The 19,614-nt window shown below is 36.8% G+C and carries 5 protein-coding genes, 1 pseudogene and 1 riboswitch; of the genes and pseudogenes, 5 read left to right on the top strand and 1 reads right to left on the bottom strand.

Features of this window, described 5'->3' with window-relative positions; all coding sequences use genetic code 11:
• Positions 1-2: 2 nt before the first annotated feature.
• From ACUN28_RS21485 to ACUN28_RS21465, 5 genes and pseudogenes are all read left to right on the top strand, one after another.
• A pseudogene (locus ACUN28_RS21485) lies at positions 3-1,237 on the top strand (glutathionylspermidine synthase family protein).
• Positions 1,234-1,620, top strand: coding sequence for a DUF350 domain-containing protein (locus ACUN28_RS21480; RefSeq protein ID WP_000606860.1), 387 nt, complete (start codon positions 1,234-1,236; stop codon positions 1,618-1,620). Before ACUN28_RS21485 ends, ACUN28_RS21480 begins: the two are co-directional and overlap by 4 nt.
• 94 nt (positions 1,621-1,714) lie before the next feature.
• Positions 1,715-1,880, top strand: a riboswitch (M-box (ykoK) riboswitch).
• A gap of 343 nt (positions 1,881-2,223) precedes the next feature.
• Positions 2,224-2,949 (top strand): P-type ATPase, encoded by a 726-nt coding sequence (locus ACUN28_RS21475; protein WP_016088578.1) that lies wholly within the window; start codon positions 2,224-2,226, stop codon positions 2,947-2,949.
• 130 nt (positions 2,950-3,079) lie between these two features.
• A complete protein-coding gene (locus ACUN28_RS21470) occupies positions 3,080-3,946 on the top strand; it encodes a 5'-3' exonuclease (RefSeq protein WP_016088577.1) in 867 nt (288 codons plus the stop codon).
• A 349-nt stretch (positions 3,947-4,295) separates the two neighbouring features.
• Complete coding sequence (locus ACUN28_RS21465) at positions 4,296-4,436, top strand: FbpB family small basic protein (protein ID WP_016088576.1); 141 nt, start codon at positions 4,296-4,298, stop codon at positions 4,434-4,436.
• A 66-nt stretch (positions 4,437-4,502) separates the two neighbouring features.
• Here ACUN28_RS21465 and ACUN28_RS21460 read toward each other — a convergent pair whose 3' ends face one another.
• Entirely contained in the window at positions 4,503-19,535 is a 15,033-nt protein-coding gene (locus ACUN28_RS21460; protein ID WP_445423417.1) for a DUF7507 domain-containing protein, read from the bottom strand.
• Positions 19,536-19,614 lie beyond the last annotated feature (79 nt).

The following is a 19,614-nucleotide window of genomic DNA, read 5'->3' as shown; positions in this document are numbered from 1 at the left end:
ATATGTCGCAGTACATAAGGGATCGAAAAGAGTTTTATTCGAAATATCCGAATTTTTGGTCGGATCTATATGAATCTGAGTATAGTTTGTTTCATATTTTCTCTATAACAAATCAGACTATGAAACAATTACAATTAGCAACTGAACGAATGGGGAAAATATTTTTCAAGACTGCTAGACTTTTGCGTAATTTAAGTAACGAACAGCTTCTTGAACTTGGGTTTCCTCCTGCGAGCTTATAGTTCATTAGAATGAAAGGGTTATATCCTGAATCTGTTATTTCGCGGTTTGATTTCGTTTTAACAGGTGATAACCAAATTAAAATGCTCGAGTTTAATAGTGATACACCAACTTTTATTATGGAATGTTTTCAAATGAATGGAAAAGTTTGCGAGAAACTAGGCTATGATGATCCAAACTCGGATCAAGAGCGATTACTATCTTCTGGTATTACAAAAGCCATAATGGAAGCGACCAAGGGAATAGACAACCCAAATGTTGTTTTTACAGCACATCATGAACATATTGAGGATTGGAATACGACCATGTATTTGAGTCAGCTATGTCATGTTGAAAATAAAGTAGTGCCAATGTCAGAACTTAGAATTACAAAAGATGCTTTAGTGGATAGGAATGGAGTACAGATTGATGTTTTATATCGCCAAACATATCCGATAGAAGATTTAATTGAGGATCAAGATCCTGAAACAGGAGACTTGGTAGGTGTGGAACTGTTGCAACTTGTAAAAGCCGGAAAACTTTTTATAATAAATCCATTGTCAGCATTTTTACTTCAGCCAAAATCAATCCAGTGTCTTATTTGGGGGTTAGCAGAAGAAGAGGCCTTTTATACAAATGAGGAACAACAGTGGATTAAAGAATATATGTTACCTACATATCTAGAACCAGATTTATTTTTAGGAAAAGATTTTTTCGTTCAAAAACCTTCATTTGGGAGAGAAGGAGATACAATTACCGTTCGCGATAAGGACGAAAATATTATGCTTCAAAATGCACACCAAACGTATAAAGCGTCACTACCGATATTTCAAAAGTATACAGAACTTCCAGTCATATCTTTGGAAACAGAGAAAGGGATGGAGAAACTGTCGTATGTGTTTGGTTCGTTTTTAATTGCTGGAAAAGCGAGTAGTATCGGTATTCGCGCGGGGGAAAAATTACGGGGAATGAATCGTACTATTTACCGGTAGGTATAAAAAAGGAGGAAAGTATATGATTAATTTTTTATTATATTTAGCAGTAACATTGGGACTTTTATGTATTGGTCTTTTCCTGATGGAAGTGACAACGAAAGTAAAAGAATTTAAGTTAATGGCCCAAGGAAATAAGGCGGTAAGCTATGTGCTTGGAGGACGATTACTTGGATTAGCTATTGTTTTATATTCGACAGCAGCTAATTCCATTTCACTTCTTGATATGGTTTCGTGGGGAGCAGTTGGGATTTTGGCTCAAATTATCGTCTTTTATCTAGCTGAGTGGCTTACACCACGCTTTAATATAAATAAAAGTCTCGAAGAAGATAATCAAGCAGTCGGTCTTTTCCTTATGTTTTTATCGCTTTCCATTGGGATTGTAATTGCAGGTTGTATAACTTATTAAAAACTTTACGTTAGTTTGCCATACCTTTCGAAAAAATTGTAGGCTACTGTTGACATCTATTTTAAATAAGAGTAACATTTTCTATATAATAAAAATAAGTCTCTGTTAGGTGAGGCTCCTGTATAGAGAAATGCTACTGCCCAAAAATGTCGAGAGACGCCAATGGGTCAACAGGAATGATCGAATTAAGGTTTTTCTTAACGTAGCTGGTAATGTACCTATGCTATACAGTGCTAAAACTCGGCGAGGGAGAGGTCCGTAGATTTCTAATTGTATTAGGAATCGTTTATTTGTGTATGTCATGACCTTTACTCTTTTCGGAGTAAGGGTCTTTTTGTTACCAAGCTATGAGTAGTTTCATAGTATAAACTATAAAATTAAACGAGGAGGTGAGGAGCATGTCAAATTCTGACTCGGTTCCGTTACCCATATACTTCAAATCAAAAATATATGATGTAGGCAGGAAACGACTTGTTCCTCCCTCTATATTTATCGTAATGTAGCGTTTATATGCACGTTTAAGCGCTAGACACTTTCGCGGTAAAGTGGAAAAATTGAGAAACAAAGCGTTTCTTCCTATGTTGTACAGGAGGAGACGATAATATGTTATATGCAAACAAAACTGTGGGTAACACGTCATATAAATTAAGTAAAAAATCAATGAAAGAACAAACAATGCTTCAAAAAAATAAAGATTTATTAATTGAAATCGCAACGAGAGATGTAAAATCTGTATTTGCGTATTTTAAAACAACAAGAGACGGATTATCTATGAAAGAGGCACAAAAACGCATTCAAGTATACGGCCGAAATGAATTAACTTCAAAAAGAGCGCGTATTGCAGAAGTAATGATGAAGCTAAGTGGAATGATCCCAGGTTTTTCAAAACAACATGTGCGTGATAGATTACAATGTGAGAAAATTACTGTGTCTCGAGTAGCGTGTTCAAGTGTAACAGGTTTAAACGGTGAATTAAAAATGATGGATTTACCAGTACAAGAACTTGTTCCTGGTGATATGATTTTTCTTTCAGAAGGCGATACAGTACCAGCAGATGTACGTATCATTTACGCGAATGATTTATTAGTAAATGAATCTGTGCTAACAGGAAAAGATGTAAGTATTGAGAAATTTGAAAGTTGCTATCACCTTGAGCGTAAACGATTTATTCCTTTAAAACGAATGAAAGACTATAATCCACTTGAACTTGAAAATGTATGTTTCAAAGGGACGTATATTGTTGGCGGAAATGCAAAGGCTGTAGTTGTTTCGACTGGGAAAAATACGTATTCAGGAATTCTTCATACTTGTTGTAGTAGAACGTCCTAATGTGTAAATGATGCTAAATATACAAAAACAATGTATAATAGACAAAGTTGAAAAAACGTAGAATGGTAATCTATTTATATAACCTTACGTGATGACGTGGGGTTATTATTTTTTGGGTAGGAGAGGAATTATGAAAAAAGTATTATTAGTTGATGGTATGGCACTATTATTTCGTGCTTTTTACGCAACAAGTGTCTACGGACAATTTATGAAACGACAAGATGGTACCCCTACAAACGGGATTCATGGTTATATGAAACATTTATTAACAGCTATGCAAGCAATTGAACCAACACACATCGTAACATGCTGGGATATGGGAAGTACGACATTTAGAACAGAATCGTTCTCAAATTATAAAGCGAATCGTGCAGCGCCGCCTGAAGAATTAATTCCGCAATTTGATTTAGTACAAGAAATGACTGCGAAATTGTCCATTCCAGTTATCGGTATGAAAGGGTATGAAGCGGATGATTGTATCGGTACGCTTGCAAAACAATACTGCAATGAAGCGGAAGTTTATATTTTAACAGGTGACACGGATTTACTTCAGCTTGTTGATAAGAACGTTACAGTTATGCTCTTGCGCAAAGGAATTGGAAATTACGAATATTACACACCAGAAAAAATTATGGAAGAAAAAGGCGTAGAGCCGTGGCAAATCGTGCATGCGAAAGCGTTCATGGGAGATACGAGTGATAACTATCCAGGGGTAAAAGGTATTGGTGAAAAGACAGCGTATAAGCTTATTCAAGAGCATGGAACAGTATCAGCTGTACTAGAAAATGTATCATCATTAACGAAAGCGCAGCGTACAAAGATTGAAAGTGATTTAGAGAACTTAGATATTTCATTACAATTGGCACAAATTCACTGTGAAGTTCCAATTTCATGCTCACTAGAAGAAGGATTGCACACAATGGATGAAGAAAAACTTAGATTCGTTTGTGAAGAAATGAATTGGGGAAGACCTGAAATATTAATCAATATGCTATAAATAGTTTTGTAAGAGGGATGTTGCATAAGTCGAACTTTGACTTGGTGACACCTTCTTTTTGTTTTGGAAAACAGTTTCTTAGTAAGTGGGAATATGTGTAATGAAACTTTAAATATTTCGAAAAGATAAATCGATATAAGATGATGGAAATGGTAATTTGTATAATTAAATGAAGCAATTTCAAAATGGTTTTAGGAGAATCTCTTTTTGTGTGTTCACAAAGTTGTCAGAAAATAAACAGAATTTTCATATGAAGTTCAAATGGAATTCACAACAATCAATTATTATAAGGGCACACAGATAATTCCTTATCTTTTATATAAACCATCCCCCAAGGAGGACAATGAAAATGAGAAAAAAAGTGAGAAAATCTTTTAAACAATTATTAATTGAAAATAAACAATCACTATTAAATAATAAAGAAAATATGAAAGAAATTGAAGAGAGAATTGAGAAACGACATGTAGCATACAGTGCTGCTAGCAATTGATAATTTTGCTTATGAAAAAAGCTTGTAGTTTGGATACTATCCAAACTACAAGCTTTTTCTTTTTTATTACCTCCACCAAATCCAAGCCCAAAAGTAATTTCGTATATTTCGAGGAGTAACGCGTATAAAACGTTCCCCGTCAAAGAAGCAATTTAAATTTGGAAGTGTTTCATCTGGATTGTCTGAAATAAAGGCGACAATGTTTTCGTTGCTTGTAACGGTTACTGTAATTGGTGGATCGGTAGGCGAGACTTGAAGTTGTAACGAAATATTGGCCGTATTTTTAAATTCATTATTAACAGGTGGACTTATCACTTGCACTGTGAATAACACGCTGATTGTTTCGTTTGGTTCCAAAGTAGTAGCGACTAGGAAACCGATATTTGGATTCGCTAGTGGAGAACGTTCACCGTTAATAAAGACAGTACCGTTCATAAATTGTAAACCTGCTGGAATGGTATCTTGTAAAGAAACGTTTGAAAGTGAAATATCAGAAGTATTCGTAATACGCACCGTATAATCAAAATATTGGTTTAAATAAGCTGAGCTGACGGAAGCGTTTTTTACTACTGTTGCAGTTATAAATTGAACTGGTATGCGTACAATGTTTGAATTAACAATGAAAGTAATAATCGGTTCTTGTGGTGTCAATTGGAAAGCTGCTGTAACTGTTGCGGAATTGACAATTGTATTGTTTGAAGGAATAGAAGTGACTAGAACTTCAAATGTTATCGTTGCTACTCCATCTGCAGGTAAAGCGCCGATATTCATACCAGTGTCTGGACGAACATTTGGAACAGGAGTACCGTTAATTGTTACGCTGTTTTCTATAAATGTTGTACCAGCTGGAATGATATCTAGGACAGAAGTACTGATTGTAGGAATTGGTGAATGATTTATTACTTCCAATGTGAAAGTTATGGTCTCTCCTGTTGTTACGATAGATTTATCAGCTGTCTTTTCAATGCGAACCATCGGATCAACTACTGTTGTTGTAACGGTATTTGTTTGCTTTGTAATTGCAATAGGCGGTTCATTCGGATCAATGGTAACAGTGTAGGAAACAGAAGCATCGTTATTGATTGCAGATTGAAGAGTTGAAGGAGATATTGTTACTTGGAAAGTAATAATATCAGATTCATTAGGAGCAAGGTTTCCTAACGTAATACCATTTTCAGGATTTGCGTTAGGCTGATTAATTCCGTTAATCGTAACGCTGCCCGTAACGAAGGTTGTATCTACTGGTACAGTGTCTATGGCAAGAAGATCTTCAATCGTTACATTACCGCTATTCGTAATTGTAATTGTATACGTTAAAGTTTGACTAGGTAATGCATTCGTGGTATTAACAGACTTGGTGGCAACGACATTATCATTTTGGACAGTTGTTGTGACAGTATTTGTTGTAGTCGTATTTGTAACAGGTAAGTTATTTGGGTTGACTATATAGTTAAAAGTAGTAATTGCTTCGTTGTTGAGTTCATTTGGTGTTGGAATAGAAGTTACAGTTACTTGGAAGGAAGTGATAGCATTTCCACCTACTATTATAGTGCCAATTGGTATGCCACTTACTGGATTCACTCCCGGAAGAGTTTCTCCGTTTACAATGACGCTATTTTCTATAAACGTAGTACCTTGAGGAATAATATCTTGAATGATTACATCATTTGCTGCAACATTACCAGTTTGATTGAGTGTAATCGTATACGTTAACGTATCACCGACCGTTGCAAATGCAAGGTCAACAGCTTTATTACTATTCAAATTCGCATGATGAATTTCTGTTACAGCAGCTGATGAAATAATAGTTTCGGTAATAGGTGGTTGATCTGGTACTGTGTATTCATATTGAATTGTACTCGTGTTAGAGATTGGATTTGTTTGTGGAATGGAAGTAACCCGTACTTGGAATAGAATAGTGGCTGTCGTATTAGGCGGAATGTTATCAATTTGTATACCATTAAGTGGGTTGTCATTTGGACGAGCGTTGCCATTCACAATAACGCTATTCTCTATAAAGCTCGTATTTGCTGGGATGATATCTGTAACGATAATGTTTTCCACTTGTATATTTCCGTTATTTATGATGGAAATTGTATAAGGGATGATAGTTTGTAGGTCAGCATATTGGATAGGTGTTGTTTTTGTCGCAATTACATTAGCAGAAATAACTTCAGTGAAGGTAATGTTACTAGTCGATATTTCTTCTTCCCCGTTTATCGTATAACGAGAAGTTGATTGATTTTGAACATGGCCGCTAGCTGGAAGAGCTACGACGGTAACAGAAAATCTGACTGGGATAGAAATGTTAGGAGCAATCGTTCCTACAAGTATACCGGTACTTGGATTGGCGTTAAGCTGTGGAATATTATTTACTAAAACGCTACCGTCTATAAATGTTGTTCCATCAGGAATATTGTCTGTAAATATAACAGCAGTGGCATTCGTATTCCCTGTATTCGTTAAAGTTGTTGTATAAGTTAAAATGTCACCAATCGTTACAGAGGTCAAATCAACAGTTTTAAGTGAAACGACATCAGCATCATTAATTTGAACGAAAGTAGTATTGGAAGTAGTGGATTTTTGAATTGGTGCAAAGTCAGGATTGAAAATAAAGTCGTAGACGATGTTTGCAGTATTAGGTGTTGGATTTACAGCAGGTAAATTTGTAACGGAAACTTGGAATGTTATTGTAGCCATTTGACCTGCTGCGACATTAGGAATGGAAAAGCCGATATTCGGATCTGCTGCAGGAAGTACAGTATTATTAACTATTACACTTCCTGGAATAAATACTGTTCCATCCGCTATAGTATCTGTAAAAAAGATGGAGTTAGTTGTAGTCGATCCATTATTTTGAATGAATACTGTATATACAATGGTTTCATCAATATTAGCTAATACAGTATTAGCGGATTTTGTAGCAATAAGAATAGCATCAATAAATTGTATATTTGTACTATTGGAAGAGGTCGTTTCTGAAATTGGTGGTGCGCTTGAATCTGGTCGATACTCATAGTGAATGACGGCGATATTATTAATGTTATTTTGTGGTGGTATAGAGACTACATTTACTTGGAACGTAACAATAATCGTATTATTTGGAAGGATAATACCAAGATTGATACCGGTAATTGGATTTTCATTAGGTCTTGGTATGCCATCTACAAGGATGCTATTTGAAATGAATGTGGTGCCAGCAGCAATTGCGTCAATTAGGAGAGTATTTGTAATAGGTACTGTACCAGCGTTTGAAACGGCGACTGTATATGTGATGATTTGACCGATACGTGTAATAGATCTGTTAGCGGATTTAATTGCACGAACATTCGCCGTCCGCACTTCAGTGTTTACTGCATTTGATAACGATCTACGCTGAATAATAGGAGAACTAGGGTCAATTTGGTATTCATATGAAGTGTCTGAAATGTTAATGACTGTATTGCCCTCTGGTATATTTGTAAGTTGTACTTGGAATGAAATAGTGACTGTTTCATCTGGTTGTATCGTGCCGAGAGTTACTCCATTTTCAGGATTCACACCAGGCTGAATCACATTATTTATTGATAAGCTATCTTCAATGAATATAGTACCTTCTGGAATGTGGTCAATAAACACGGTATTGTTAGCTGGCACGGTTCCTACATTTTGCAGTGTATTTGTGTACGTAATATTTTGCCCGATTGATACGAAAGTAACATCGGCCTGTTTAACAGAAATAATATTTGCATTTTGTAGTGATGTTGTAACGATATTAGAATTTGCAGAGCGATTCACTGGTGGAGCTGTAGGAATACTTACATATTGATAATTTACAGATGATTGATTTACAATTTCGGTTTCAGTAGGTGGATTATTTGTTTGTACTTGAAATAGTATTGTTTTGGAACTGTTTGGTGGAATCGTTCCAATTGGTATTCCATTTTCAGGATTTACACCAGGCTGAAGTACACCGTTAATTGTGACACTATCGGGAACGAATGTAGTCCCAGCTGGAATAGAATCTGTGAAAATAATATTTATTGCGTCAACATTGCCTATATTTCTCGCTTCCGAAATATAAAGTATAGTTCCACCAATATCCACAGTTATTGGATTGGATGTTTTTGTAATTATTAATTGTGCTTGCACGAAATTTGTAATGACGATATTACTTGTAGATGTTTCATTAATAGGAGGTTGCCCTGGATCTGGCTGAATTGTATAAGTTGTATTAGATTGATTTGTAATCGATTCTTGCGAGAATGGAGCGTTAATAAGAATTTGGAACGAAATCAGGTGAGTAGCGTTTGCTGCTAGGTTAGGCAAAGTAACACCTACATTTGGATTGGCACCAAGTATAGCTGTTCCGTTAAGTGTAAAACTATTTTCTACGAATGTAGTCCCTTCTGGAATAGTATCTGAAAATATGAGATTTGTAGCTGGAATATTTCCGGTATTTTCTAGTATTATTGTGTAGGTTAAAATGTCGCCAGTTGTTGCTTGTTGTGCATTGACTGCTTTTAAAGAAAGAATATTCGCATCCGAAATTTGTGTGAAAGCTGGGTTAGACGTAATTGTTCGAGAGATGATAGGAGCAGTTGGATCGGCGATAAAAGTATAGTCAATACGGGCTATATTAGAAATTGGATTCACGCTTGGAATGGATTGAACGGTAACTTGGAATGTGACGGTGACAATTTCTAACGGTGCGATAGAGTTTAATGGTATCCCTACGTTTGGATCAGCACCTGGAACTGAAATAGTATTAATGGTCACGCTATTCGGAATGAATGCCGTTCCTTCTGGTACTAAATCTGTTAAAGTAACTGTATTTGCCGTAGTATTCCCGTTATTTTGAACGACTACAGTGTAAGTGATTGTACCGTCAGTAGATTGTACGAGAGAATCTGTATTTTTAATTACAGATAATGATGCATCAACGACAGCTGTAGTAACCGTATTAGATGAAGATGTTGCTGTAACTGGAGGTTGACTCGGATCAACAATATACGTGTAACTTGTAAGTGCTTGATTTATAATTGCTCCTTGGGGTGGAATAGAGTTTGCAAGAAATTGGAACGTAATAGTAGCAGAATCACCTGGTGCGATAATACCAACTGGAATACCGAGAGTTGGACTTGCATCTGGCAGTGAAACCCCATTAAGCGTGACACTATTTGGAACAAATAATGCTCCTTCAGGAACTCCGTTAATGAGTAATACAGAGTTTGCAGGGAAGTTTCCAGTATTCGTTAATGTTGCTGTATACGTAATTACATCTCCGATAGATACGATTGTTCGATTTGCTTCTAAAACAGTTGTAACAGTAGCGTTATTAATTTGTGTTGAAGCGCTATTAGAATTTATTGTGCCTGTAACAGGAGGAGCAGTCGGATCAACAATAAATGCGTATTGAATAGATGCAACGTTTGTAATTGGATTTGAAGGTAGAGTAGATGTAACTACGACTTGGAAAGTAACAGTTAAGGAACTACCCGCGCTAACGGTTCCGATATTAACTCCGTTATTTGGATTTGCACCTGGAATGGTACTTCCATTTACAGCAAAACTATTTTCAACAAAGGTCGTTCCTGCTGGAATCAGGTCTGAGAAGTTTACATTCGTAGCGTTTGTATTTCCACTATTTTGAATTAAAATGGTATAAGTGATCGTGTCACCGATATTTGCAAAAGCTGTATTAGCAGTTTTTACAGCTGAAAGTATTGCTGAGTTAATAGAAGTAACGAAGACGTTCGTTTCCACATTGCCAGGTTGAGCCTGTAATGCATTGCCTACGTTATATTGGAAGTTAACAAATCCTAAGTTTTGGAGTTCAGGAGTGAATGTTGTTGGATTGCTTACAATTTGAACTTGGAATATGATTGTTACAGTTTGATTTGGATTGATTGTATTTATACCAACACCGTCAATAATAGAAGCGGATGATAATGAAGTGCCATCAACAACAACTGATCCTGCAACAAATTGTGTCCATGTCGGTAAAGGGTCTGAGAAAACAACATTGTTAGCTGGAATATTTCCTGTGTTCGTAATCGTAGTTGTATACGTAATTGTATCACCGATCGTTGCAAAAGCTTTATCTCCGATTTTAATCGTGTTTAAAATAGCACTTTCAATTTTTGTTGTGACGTTGTTAGAAGTAATATTTTTTGAAACTGGAGGATTTGCTGGATTAACGATATGTTGGAAGCTAACGCTAGCTTGGTTGGAAATTGGATTTATAGGCGGAATTTCATTGGCATTAATATGAAATGCTACGATGACAGATTGGTTTGGCGCGATATCACCAATTGGAACACCTGTAATTATATTTGCATTTGGGATGCTAATTCCGTTAAGTGTAAAACTATTCGGTTCAAAGGAAGTTCCGTCTGGAATAAGGTCGGTAAAAATAACATTCGTTGCACTAACATTTCCGCTATTTGTAATTGTAACGGTGTAGATGATATCCTGCCCGATATCTACCGTTGATACATTTGAATTTTTTTGTGCAGTAAGGATAGCACTATTAATTTGTGTGGTCGTTGTATTAGATTGATTGGAAGTTGTAATAGGTGGCTGGCTAGGATCAACGACGTAATGATATGTGGTTGAAGTAGAATTAGATATTGGATTCAGTGTTGGAAGTGTAGTAACAGTTGCTTGGAATGTGACGATTGCCGTAGTACCACCATTAATGGAACCTATATTTACACCAGTAGATAAATCAGCGTTTGGAATGGTTTGCCCATTAACTGTGAAACTGTTTGGAACAAAAGTTAAATTGCTATCAAGTATATCGATAACGGTAACATCAGTTGCGGTCACATTCCCGGTATTAGGGAGGTTAAGTGTAAATGTTATTGTATTACCAACATCAGCAAAAGTAAGATCTGCTGTTTTTGTACTTATAATATTTGCGTTGTTTATTTGAAGAAGCGTAGTGTTGGAAGTAGCTGAACTTGATACTGGAGGATTAACAGGATCAACAATAAACTCATATGTCGTTGATGCTGTATTCGGTGCTGGATTAATAGGTGGAATGCTGTTAACCGTAACTTGAAAGACGATACTGTATATTTCATTTGGTGGAAGTGTTGCAAGTAATACACCTGTATTTGGATTCGCATTCGGTTGTAAAACGCCATCGACAGTTAGTGTGTTAGGAACAAATGTGAGTCTACTTGGTAATACATCTGTGAATACTATATTAGCTGCATCCGTATTTCCTATATTGGAAATAGAAGTAGTGTAAAAAGCAGTTTGCCCGATATCTGCAAAGGATGCACTTTCATTCTTCGTCATAGATAATATGGCTTCTTTAATTTGCGTTGAAACAGGATTGCTAATTGAAGTTTCTGCATCAGGCGGTGAGACTAATTGATATGATGTCGATGAGAAATTTACAATTGGGTTTTCGGCTGGTAATGAGGTCACGTTTACTTGGAAGGAAACATTTACTGTAGCCCCCGCTGTTATAGGCCCAATATTTACACCGTTTGTTGGATTCGCACCACTTTGAGGAATTCCATTAATGGAGAATGTGTTTGCAATAAATGTAGTTCCGTTCGGCATAGTATCTGTGAAAATAACATTTTGTGCAGATGAGTTTCCATTGTTTGTTAAAGCGACAGTGTAAGTGAGAGTATCTCCGATGTGGCTAAATGCTTTATCAACTTGTTTAGATGAAAGAATGGTAGCTGTATTAATTGTAGTAAATGTTGTGTTTGAAGTAACATTTCTTGAAACAATCGGTGCATTTGGATCAGCGATAAATGTGTAAGAAGCAGTAGCGGAATTGGCAATAGGATTTTGGACTGGTGTAGAAGTAGCGGTAACTTGAAATGCTATAGATATTGATTTGTTAGGAGCAATTGATCCAATTGTTATACCTGTATTAGGGTTGAGTCCGATTTGTGTGATGCCATCTATTATAACGCTATCAGTAATAAACGTTGTACCATCTGGTATAAGGTCAGTGAAAGTAATATTCGTAGCGTTTGTATTACCGGTATTTGTCAAAAGCGTCGTATAGGTAATGGTATCACCTAATGTTACAAGTGTTTGATCGACCGATTTTACCATCGTTATCATAGCATCTAGTACCGGGTTTGTAACGATATTCGTTGAAGTAGAAGCTGTAACAGGAGTTCCGTTTGGATCAACAGTGTAAGAATATAAAATTGTATCGTTACCCATAATTGAACTTGAAGGGGGAACAGAAAGAACATTTACTTGGAAAGTAACGGTTACGGTTTCACCAGGAGCGATATTTGGTATAGTTACTCCAAGTGCTGGTTGCGCACCAAATTGCTGAACTCCATTTATTGTGACTGAGTTTGGTATAAAGGTAGTGCTAGCTGGAATTGCGCTCGTGAAGGTAATATTCGTAGCTGTTGTATTTCCTGTATTCGTAATCGTAGTTGTATACGTAACTGTATCACCGACGGAAATGATAGATTTATCAGCACTTTTTTGGGTTGTTAATATTGCACTATTAATTGTTGTCGAAACAGCATTAGATACATTCGTTTGTGATACGGCAGGTTGGCTAGGATCAACCACATGTGCAAATTGTACAGAACTAAAATTAGAAATTGGATTTATACTTGGAATGTTTGTAACAAGTACATTGAGAGTTATAACGGCCGTTCCACTTGGATTTATATTTCCAATCTGAATCCCGCTAGCTGGATTTCCAATTTGCTGTGTACCAGAATTATTTGTCAAAGTTCCGGAAATAAATGTTGTTCCTTCAGGTAAAATATCTGTAAAAATTATATTTTGTGAAGTGACATTTCCAGGGTTACTTAATGTAATTGTATAAGAAATTGTATCGCCAATCGTTGCGAAAGTTTTATCTACAGATTTGATTGCCACAATTTCCCCAGAATTTATTTGTGTCGAAACAGGATTGGATGTCGTACTTCTTGAAACGAGTGGTAAATTCGGTCCTGTCATAAATTGATAATCAATGGAAGCTCCGTTTACAACTGGTGAGTTTGGTCCTCCAGGTCCGATTGTAAAAATAGGATTTGGGATGCTAACTACTTGCACACGGAAGGTAACGTTTATAAAATCTCCTGCAATAATATCTCCAATTGGTATCCCGTTCGCTGGATTTACTCCAGGTAATAAAGCCCCACCTACTCGAACGCTATCCTCTATAAATACTGTATTATTTGGAATCGGATCTGTAAAAATGATATTAGTAGCAGTTGTGTTCCCTATATTTTCTAATAAAACAGTATACGTTAAAAATGAATTTCCAGGTGCGACGTCAGAAAAGATACGGTCCACACTTTTCGTTGCTTGAATAATTGCTTCATTAATTTGAACTAAAGTTGGATTACTTGTAGCTGTTTCTGTCACCGGTGGCTGGGTAGGGTCGACAATGATGGAGTATGTTGTGCTAGATTGGTTCAATGTTGGATTTGTAGCTGGAATTGAGCCGACAATAGCTTGAAAGCTAATTGTTGTCGTTCCTCCAACTGGAATTGAGTCTAAAGAAATCCCGCTATCTGGCCTAAATCCAAGTTGTGGGATGGAGTTAATTTGTACGCTATCAGGAACGAATGAAAGTTCAGGTGGTAATATATCGATAAAAACAGGTGTGTTTGCGGTAGTATTTCCGCTATTCGTGAGGGTAGTTGTATACGTAATTGTATCTCCAACAGCAGCAAATGCACTGTTTGCAGTTTTTGTTGCGATAACGGAAGCAGTATTTACTTGTGTAAAAGTTTTATTGGATTGAACTGTTCGTGAAACAGGCGGCTCATTTATATCAACAATAAAGCTATATTGAAGCGATGATTTGTTCGGAATTAGATTAGGGTTTGGAAGCGTTGTAATGTTTACTTGAAAACTGAGTGTAATCAATGCATTTGCATTCAAGTTACCAATATTGATACCGTTTTGTGGATTTGCATTCGGGACGGTTACACCATTTATTTTAAAGCTATTTGGGACAAAGGAAGTACCGTTTGGAATTGCATCTGTAAAAACAATGTTGTTTGCAGTAGTATTTCCTGTGTTTGTAACAGATGAAGTGAATGTAATCGTATCACCAATCGTAGCGAAAGTTGTACTCGCATTTTTATTTAAAACTAAAGTAGCATCAATAATTGGAGTAACCGTCGTATTCGTAATTGTACTACTAACAGCAGGTGATTGGTTTGGGTTCACGGTATATTCATAATTTACAAGAGCATTATTTGTTAATGTGCCACTAGGTGGTATCGCTAAAATTTGTGCTTGAAAAGTAATGAATACAGTATCTTCTGGCGAAATATCTGCTAAGTGAACACCAAGTGATGGATCTAATCCTGGTTGTGGAACATTATTGATCGTTACGGAGTTTTGGATAAAGGAAGCTCCTGCGCCAAGCCCATCCGTTAAAACAGTTGCACTAGCAGGGATATTACCTGTATTTGTTACTGCAATCGTATAGGTCACGATATCACCAATTGCAGCTGTCGGTGTATTCACAGACTTCGTAGCGACAATAGTAGCATTATTAATTTGAGTTGTTATTACGTTACTTAACGTATTGGCGGATGCTGGAGGTAAGTTAGGATTTACGACATACTGGTACGTTGTATTGCTTTGGTTCGGGATAGGATTTGGATTCGGGATAGAATTTACTTGTACTTGGAACGAGATGGTCGTATTTGCATTGGGGTTTATTGGATCAATTGCTATGCCATTTGCTGGATTTACATTAGGGAGTGTATTCCCGTTTACTGTAACACTATTAGGAATAAAAGACGTCCCGTTTGGAATTACATCTGTAAATATTACATTTGATGCAAGTGTGTTCCCGCTATTCGTTAAAGTAGTCGTGTACGTAATAATATCATTTACATTCGCAAACTGTTTATCTGCAGATTTCTTAGAGGTAATCGTAGCGTTATTAATAGTTGTTTGTACAGTGTTAGAAGCAACCATCTGCATTACAGCAGGTTTGGATGGATCGTACGTGTATTGGAATGTTGTGCCCGATTGATTTGTAATCGGATTTACAGCAGGGATACTTGGTACAAAAACCTGGAATGCAACAGTACGTGATGAATTTGCTCCTATCGTACCAATTAAAATGCCATTAGCAGGATTTGCATTAGCTATAGGGACACCGTTAATTGTTACAGTATTAGGAAGGAAGATGGTACCAGCTGGAATGCTATCTGTAAACGTTACATTAGAGGCAGGGATATTGCCGTTATTCGTTAAAATTGTTGCATAGGTTATGATATCGCCAACATCAGCGGAATTTGTACTTGTTAGTTTCGTAGCAACAATATTAGCGGTGTTAATTTGTGTCATTACTATATTGCTAGTAGCATTTTTAACAATAGCAGGTAAATTTGGATCGGCGATAAAGCTATATTGAAATGTAGCACTGTTTTGCGCTGGATTTGGTGAAGGTAAACTATTTGTACTAATTTGGAAAACAATAGTTGTAATTCCGCCTGCTGGAATCGTACCAACTTGAAGGCCAACATTTGGATCCGCACCTAGCTGTAAAGCACCACCTATAAAAATACTATTTGGTACAAGAGTTGTGCCAGGAGGTAGTATATCGGTAACAACTACATTATTTGCTGGAGTATTCCCAGGATTGGCTAAGGCAATTGTATATGTGATTGGTTGCCCAACATCTGCGATAGTTAAGTCTACATTTTTGAAAATAATTACATTTGCTAAATTAATTTGTGTACTTACAGTATTACTTAAAGATGTTTCTATAGTTGGTGGATCACCTGGATTTAGAATAAAGCTATATTGTGTACTAGATGAATTTATTGTTGGATTTTGTACTGGTAAAGAGGTGACAGTTACTTGATAAGAGACGGTAAGTGAGCCGTTAGCAGGAATGGCAGGTAACGGAACACCTATATTTGGATCTGCATTATTTTGAAGTAAACCGTTAATAAGGAAAGTGTTTGGAATAAAGGTAGTGCCATCTGGATTTGTATCTACGAAAGTGGGACTATCAGCAGAAACACTTCCTGCATTCGTTAAAAGAATGGTATAAGTTAATATATCTCCAACGGTAGCGAACTCTCGATCCACCGTTTTTGCCGAAATGACATTTGCATCGTTTACTTGAGTAAATGTAGTGGTTGAAGTAGTGTTCTTACTTACAGGTGAAGCGTTTGGATCAACGATAAAGTTATAGGAGATGGAAGCGCTATTTGAAATAGGATTTGGGTTTGGAATGCTAGTTATTACTACTTGGAATGAAGCTGTAATTGTAGTATTAGCATTGATGCTACCAATATTGATGCTAGCTGGTGTAACACCTGGTTGAGCAACACTGTTAATCGTAACACTGTTTGGTACAAAGGCAGTACCATTTGCAATTGAATCGGATAGTACTACATTGTTCGCCGCAACATTTCCATCGTTTGTAAGAGAAAAGGTATAAGTTAATACATCTCCAACTTCCGCAAACGTTTGATTTACAGACTTGTTAGTATGAAGATTTGCTAGTCTAATTGTTGATGTTACAGAATTAGAATTTGCTGTTTTCGACGTCGGTGGCAGACTTGGATTTACAGTATATTGATAAGAGGCGAAAGCATTATTAATGATAGGATTTTGGGCGGTAATATTGATGACTGTTACTTGGAAAGAAAGGGTAAAAGTAGCTCCGCCAGGAATTGTGCCGATAGGTAAGGCAATGAGAGAATCTACATTTTGCAAAACGCCGTTTAGTGTTACAGTACCAGGAGTCAATATCGTTCCATTTGGAAGTGGATCTGTTAGTTGCACGTTAGTTGCAGCTGTATTTCCACTGTTTGTAATAAGGATTGTATAACTTATCGTTTCGCCAATTGTGGCAAATTGTTTGTTTGTTGATTTTGTTACTGTTACATTCGCGTTGTTAATTTGAGTGGAAACAAGATTAGAAGAGATGTTTTTTGTAACGGGTGATTGGCTAGGATTTACAGTATATTGATAAGAAGCGCTGGATCCATTAGATACGACATTTGACGCAGGTATTGTGTTTACTACTACTTGAAATGAAATATTTTTTGTTGTACCAGTTGGGATAGATCCAATGTTCACACTATTAGCAGGATTTGCTCCAACTTGTGTCGTGCCATCTATTGTTAAACTGTTAAGGACAAAAGTGGTTCCGTTAGGAATGACATCTGTAAAAATAACATTGTTCGCATTCGTATTACCTGTAGCTGTAAAGGCAACAGTGTAAGTCAGTGTATCGCCAATATCTGCATAGTTTTTATCTACTGCTTTTGCCAAAGTTACAGTAGCATTATTCACTTGAGTAGAGACAATATTCGTCGTATCAGTCCCACTTACTGCTGGTTGATTTGGTACAGGAATGTATTGATAAGTTGTTGTACCGCTATTTAATATTGGGTTTGTTTGCGGGATAGAAGGAACGAGTACTTGAAATGAAACAGTAGTCGTAGAATTAGCAGCAATAGATCCAATTGATATCCCATTTGCGGGATTTGCCCCAGCTTGAGTAACTCCGTTAACAGTTACACTCCCTGGAATGAAAGTAGTCCCACTTGGAATTGGATCTGTATATATAACGTTAGTTGCAGGGATATTTCCTATATTAGCTAAGGCAATACTGTAAGTTAACGTTTCGCCAATATCGGTAAAGATTTTGTTAACTGATTTTGTGCCATTAATATCTGCAAGATTAATTTGTGTTCCTGCAGAGTTGCTTGTTGCGAGACCGTTAAAGGTTGTTCCTCCGGCAATTGGTGTATATTGAAAGGTAATATTAGCAGTGTTAGAGATAGGGTTTTGATTTGGAAGAGAAACGACAGTTGCTTGGAAAGTTACTGTACGAGAAGAGTTATTATTAATTGTTCCGAGAGATATACCAGCGGCAGGATTTGCATTTGTTTGTGGTACGTTATCTATCGTCACGCTTCCAGGTATGAAGGAAGTGCCGTTAGGGAGTATGTCTGTAAAAGTAACGTTATTAGCAGGCAGAAGCCCGGTATTAGGGATAGTAACGGTATAAGTGAGAACATCTCCAATGGCAGCGACACTTTTATTCACGTTTTTCGTTGCTTGTATATTTGGTGAATTTATATTGATTTGTAAACCGACTGTATTTAACATATAGGCATCTCCGTTAGTTGTTAAACGGATTGCGGCGGAAACTTGTGAGTTTGTTAAATAAGGAGAAATATCAATGGAAGTAATGTCCCAACCTTGCCGGCCGGCGGATATATTTGTGCTTGTAGAAGCACTTTGATTTCGTGTTCCAAATGTCCCAGTTGTATCTAAATTTCCAGCAGCATTATTAACTTGGGAACCGAAGAAATTATTTACAGCATTATTTGGCCCAGATAAAGCATTTAATGAACTGAAATTTGGTCCGAATAATGCTTGATCTCCAGTTAAATCAGCATCCCCTTCAGTAGAACTTATAAACAATCTCCCGCTTACAGGTCCCCCGGCAGGTGTTAAAAATCCTGAGACAGATACATCTGCACTACCAGTTTCTACAGAAACACGGTTACCAGCTACGTAAATTGTTAAATTTCTTGCGGGTAAGGAACCGTTTTGATAAGCGACAATGAGCGTCCATCCAGAAGAATTGATAGCCCCGTTAGAAGCATCTAAAGGATCTACAAGTCCAGGAACGGAACCTGTTGTATAGGATCCAGATCCAGCAGCTTGCACGAGTGATGTTACATCTGCGGATCGTGTATAAAATCCAAATGTGACAGATCCAGAAACGAATGTTTGATTTGAAGCTGTAACAGCTGAAGGAGTAATCGAGTATGTTGATACAGGTGTTGTGAAAGAAACAGGATTCCCTAAAACACTCGTAATGTTTTGATCACGAGATAAGTAGTTTCCGCCCCAAACAAGTTCTGCGTAAAGAATAGTACTACCAGCAGGAATATTTAAAATAGCGGTAGAACTATTTTGTGTATAGTTTAACGTAGTACCAGCAGGAAAAGTTGTGACTTGTAAAGCGGTATTCGTAGTTATAAACGCTCCAATTGCACCGATTGTACCAGCACGGTTTTGATTACTAATTTTACTTAAGCCTAAAGTGTTTCCTGTAATAGCGAGTGCGCCGTTAGTGGTGGTAGAAAATCGATTTGTAATTGGCATGTTGTCACCTCATTTACAATATAGTCTTGGTCAAAATAGGATATGTGTGTGACAAATAAAGGGAAACATGTACGAGTTG

It is taken from the genome of Bacillus sp. WC2507 (assembly GCF_052656125.1).
The sequence above is the reverse complement of the archived record's forward strand: the minus strand, read 5'-3'. Positions and strand labels throughout refer to the sequence as shown.

Bases quoted from the DNA above. Each gene is read 5' to 3' on its own strand.
- ACUN28_RS21470 (WP_016088577.1), top strand. From the start codon at position 3,080: ATGAAAAAAGTATTATTAGTTGATGGTATGGCACTATTATTTCGTGCT.
- ACUN28_RS21475 (WP_016088578.1), top strand. From the start codon at position 2,224: ATGTTATATGCAAACAAAACTGTGGGTAACACGTCATATAAATTAAGT.
- ACUN28_RS21480 (WP_000606860.1), top strand. From the start codon at position 1,234: ATGATTAATTTTTTATTATATTTAGCAGTAACATTGGGACTTTTATGT.
- ACUN28_RS21465 (WP_016088576.1), top strand. From the start codon at position 4,296: ATGAGAAAAAAAGTGAGAAAATCTTTTAAACAATTATTAATTGAAAAT.
- ACUN28_RS21460 (WP_445423417.1), bottom strand. From the start codon at position 19,535: ATGCCAATTACAAATCGATTTTCTACCACCACTAACGGCGCACTCGCT.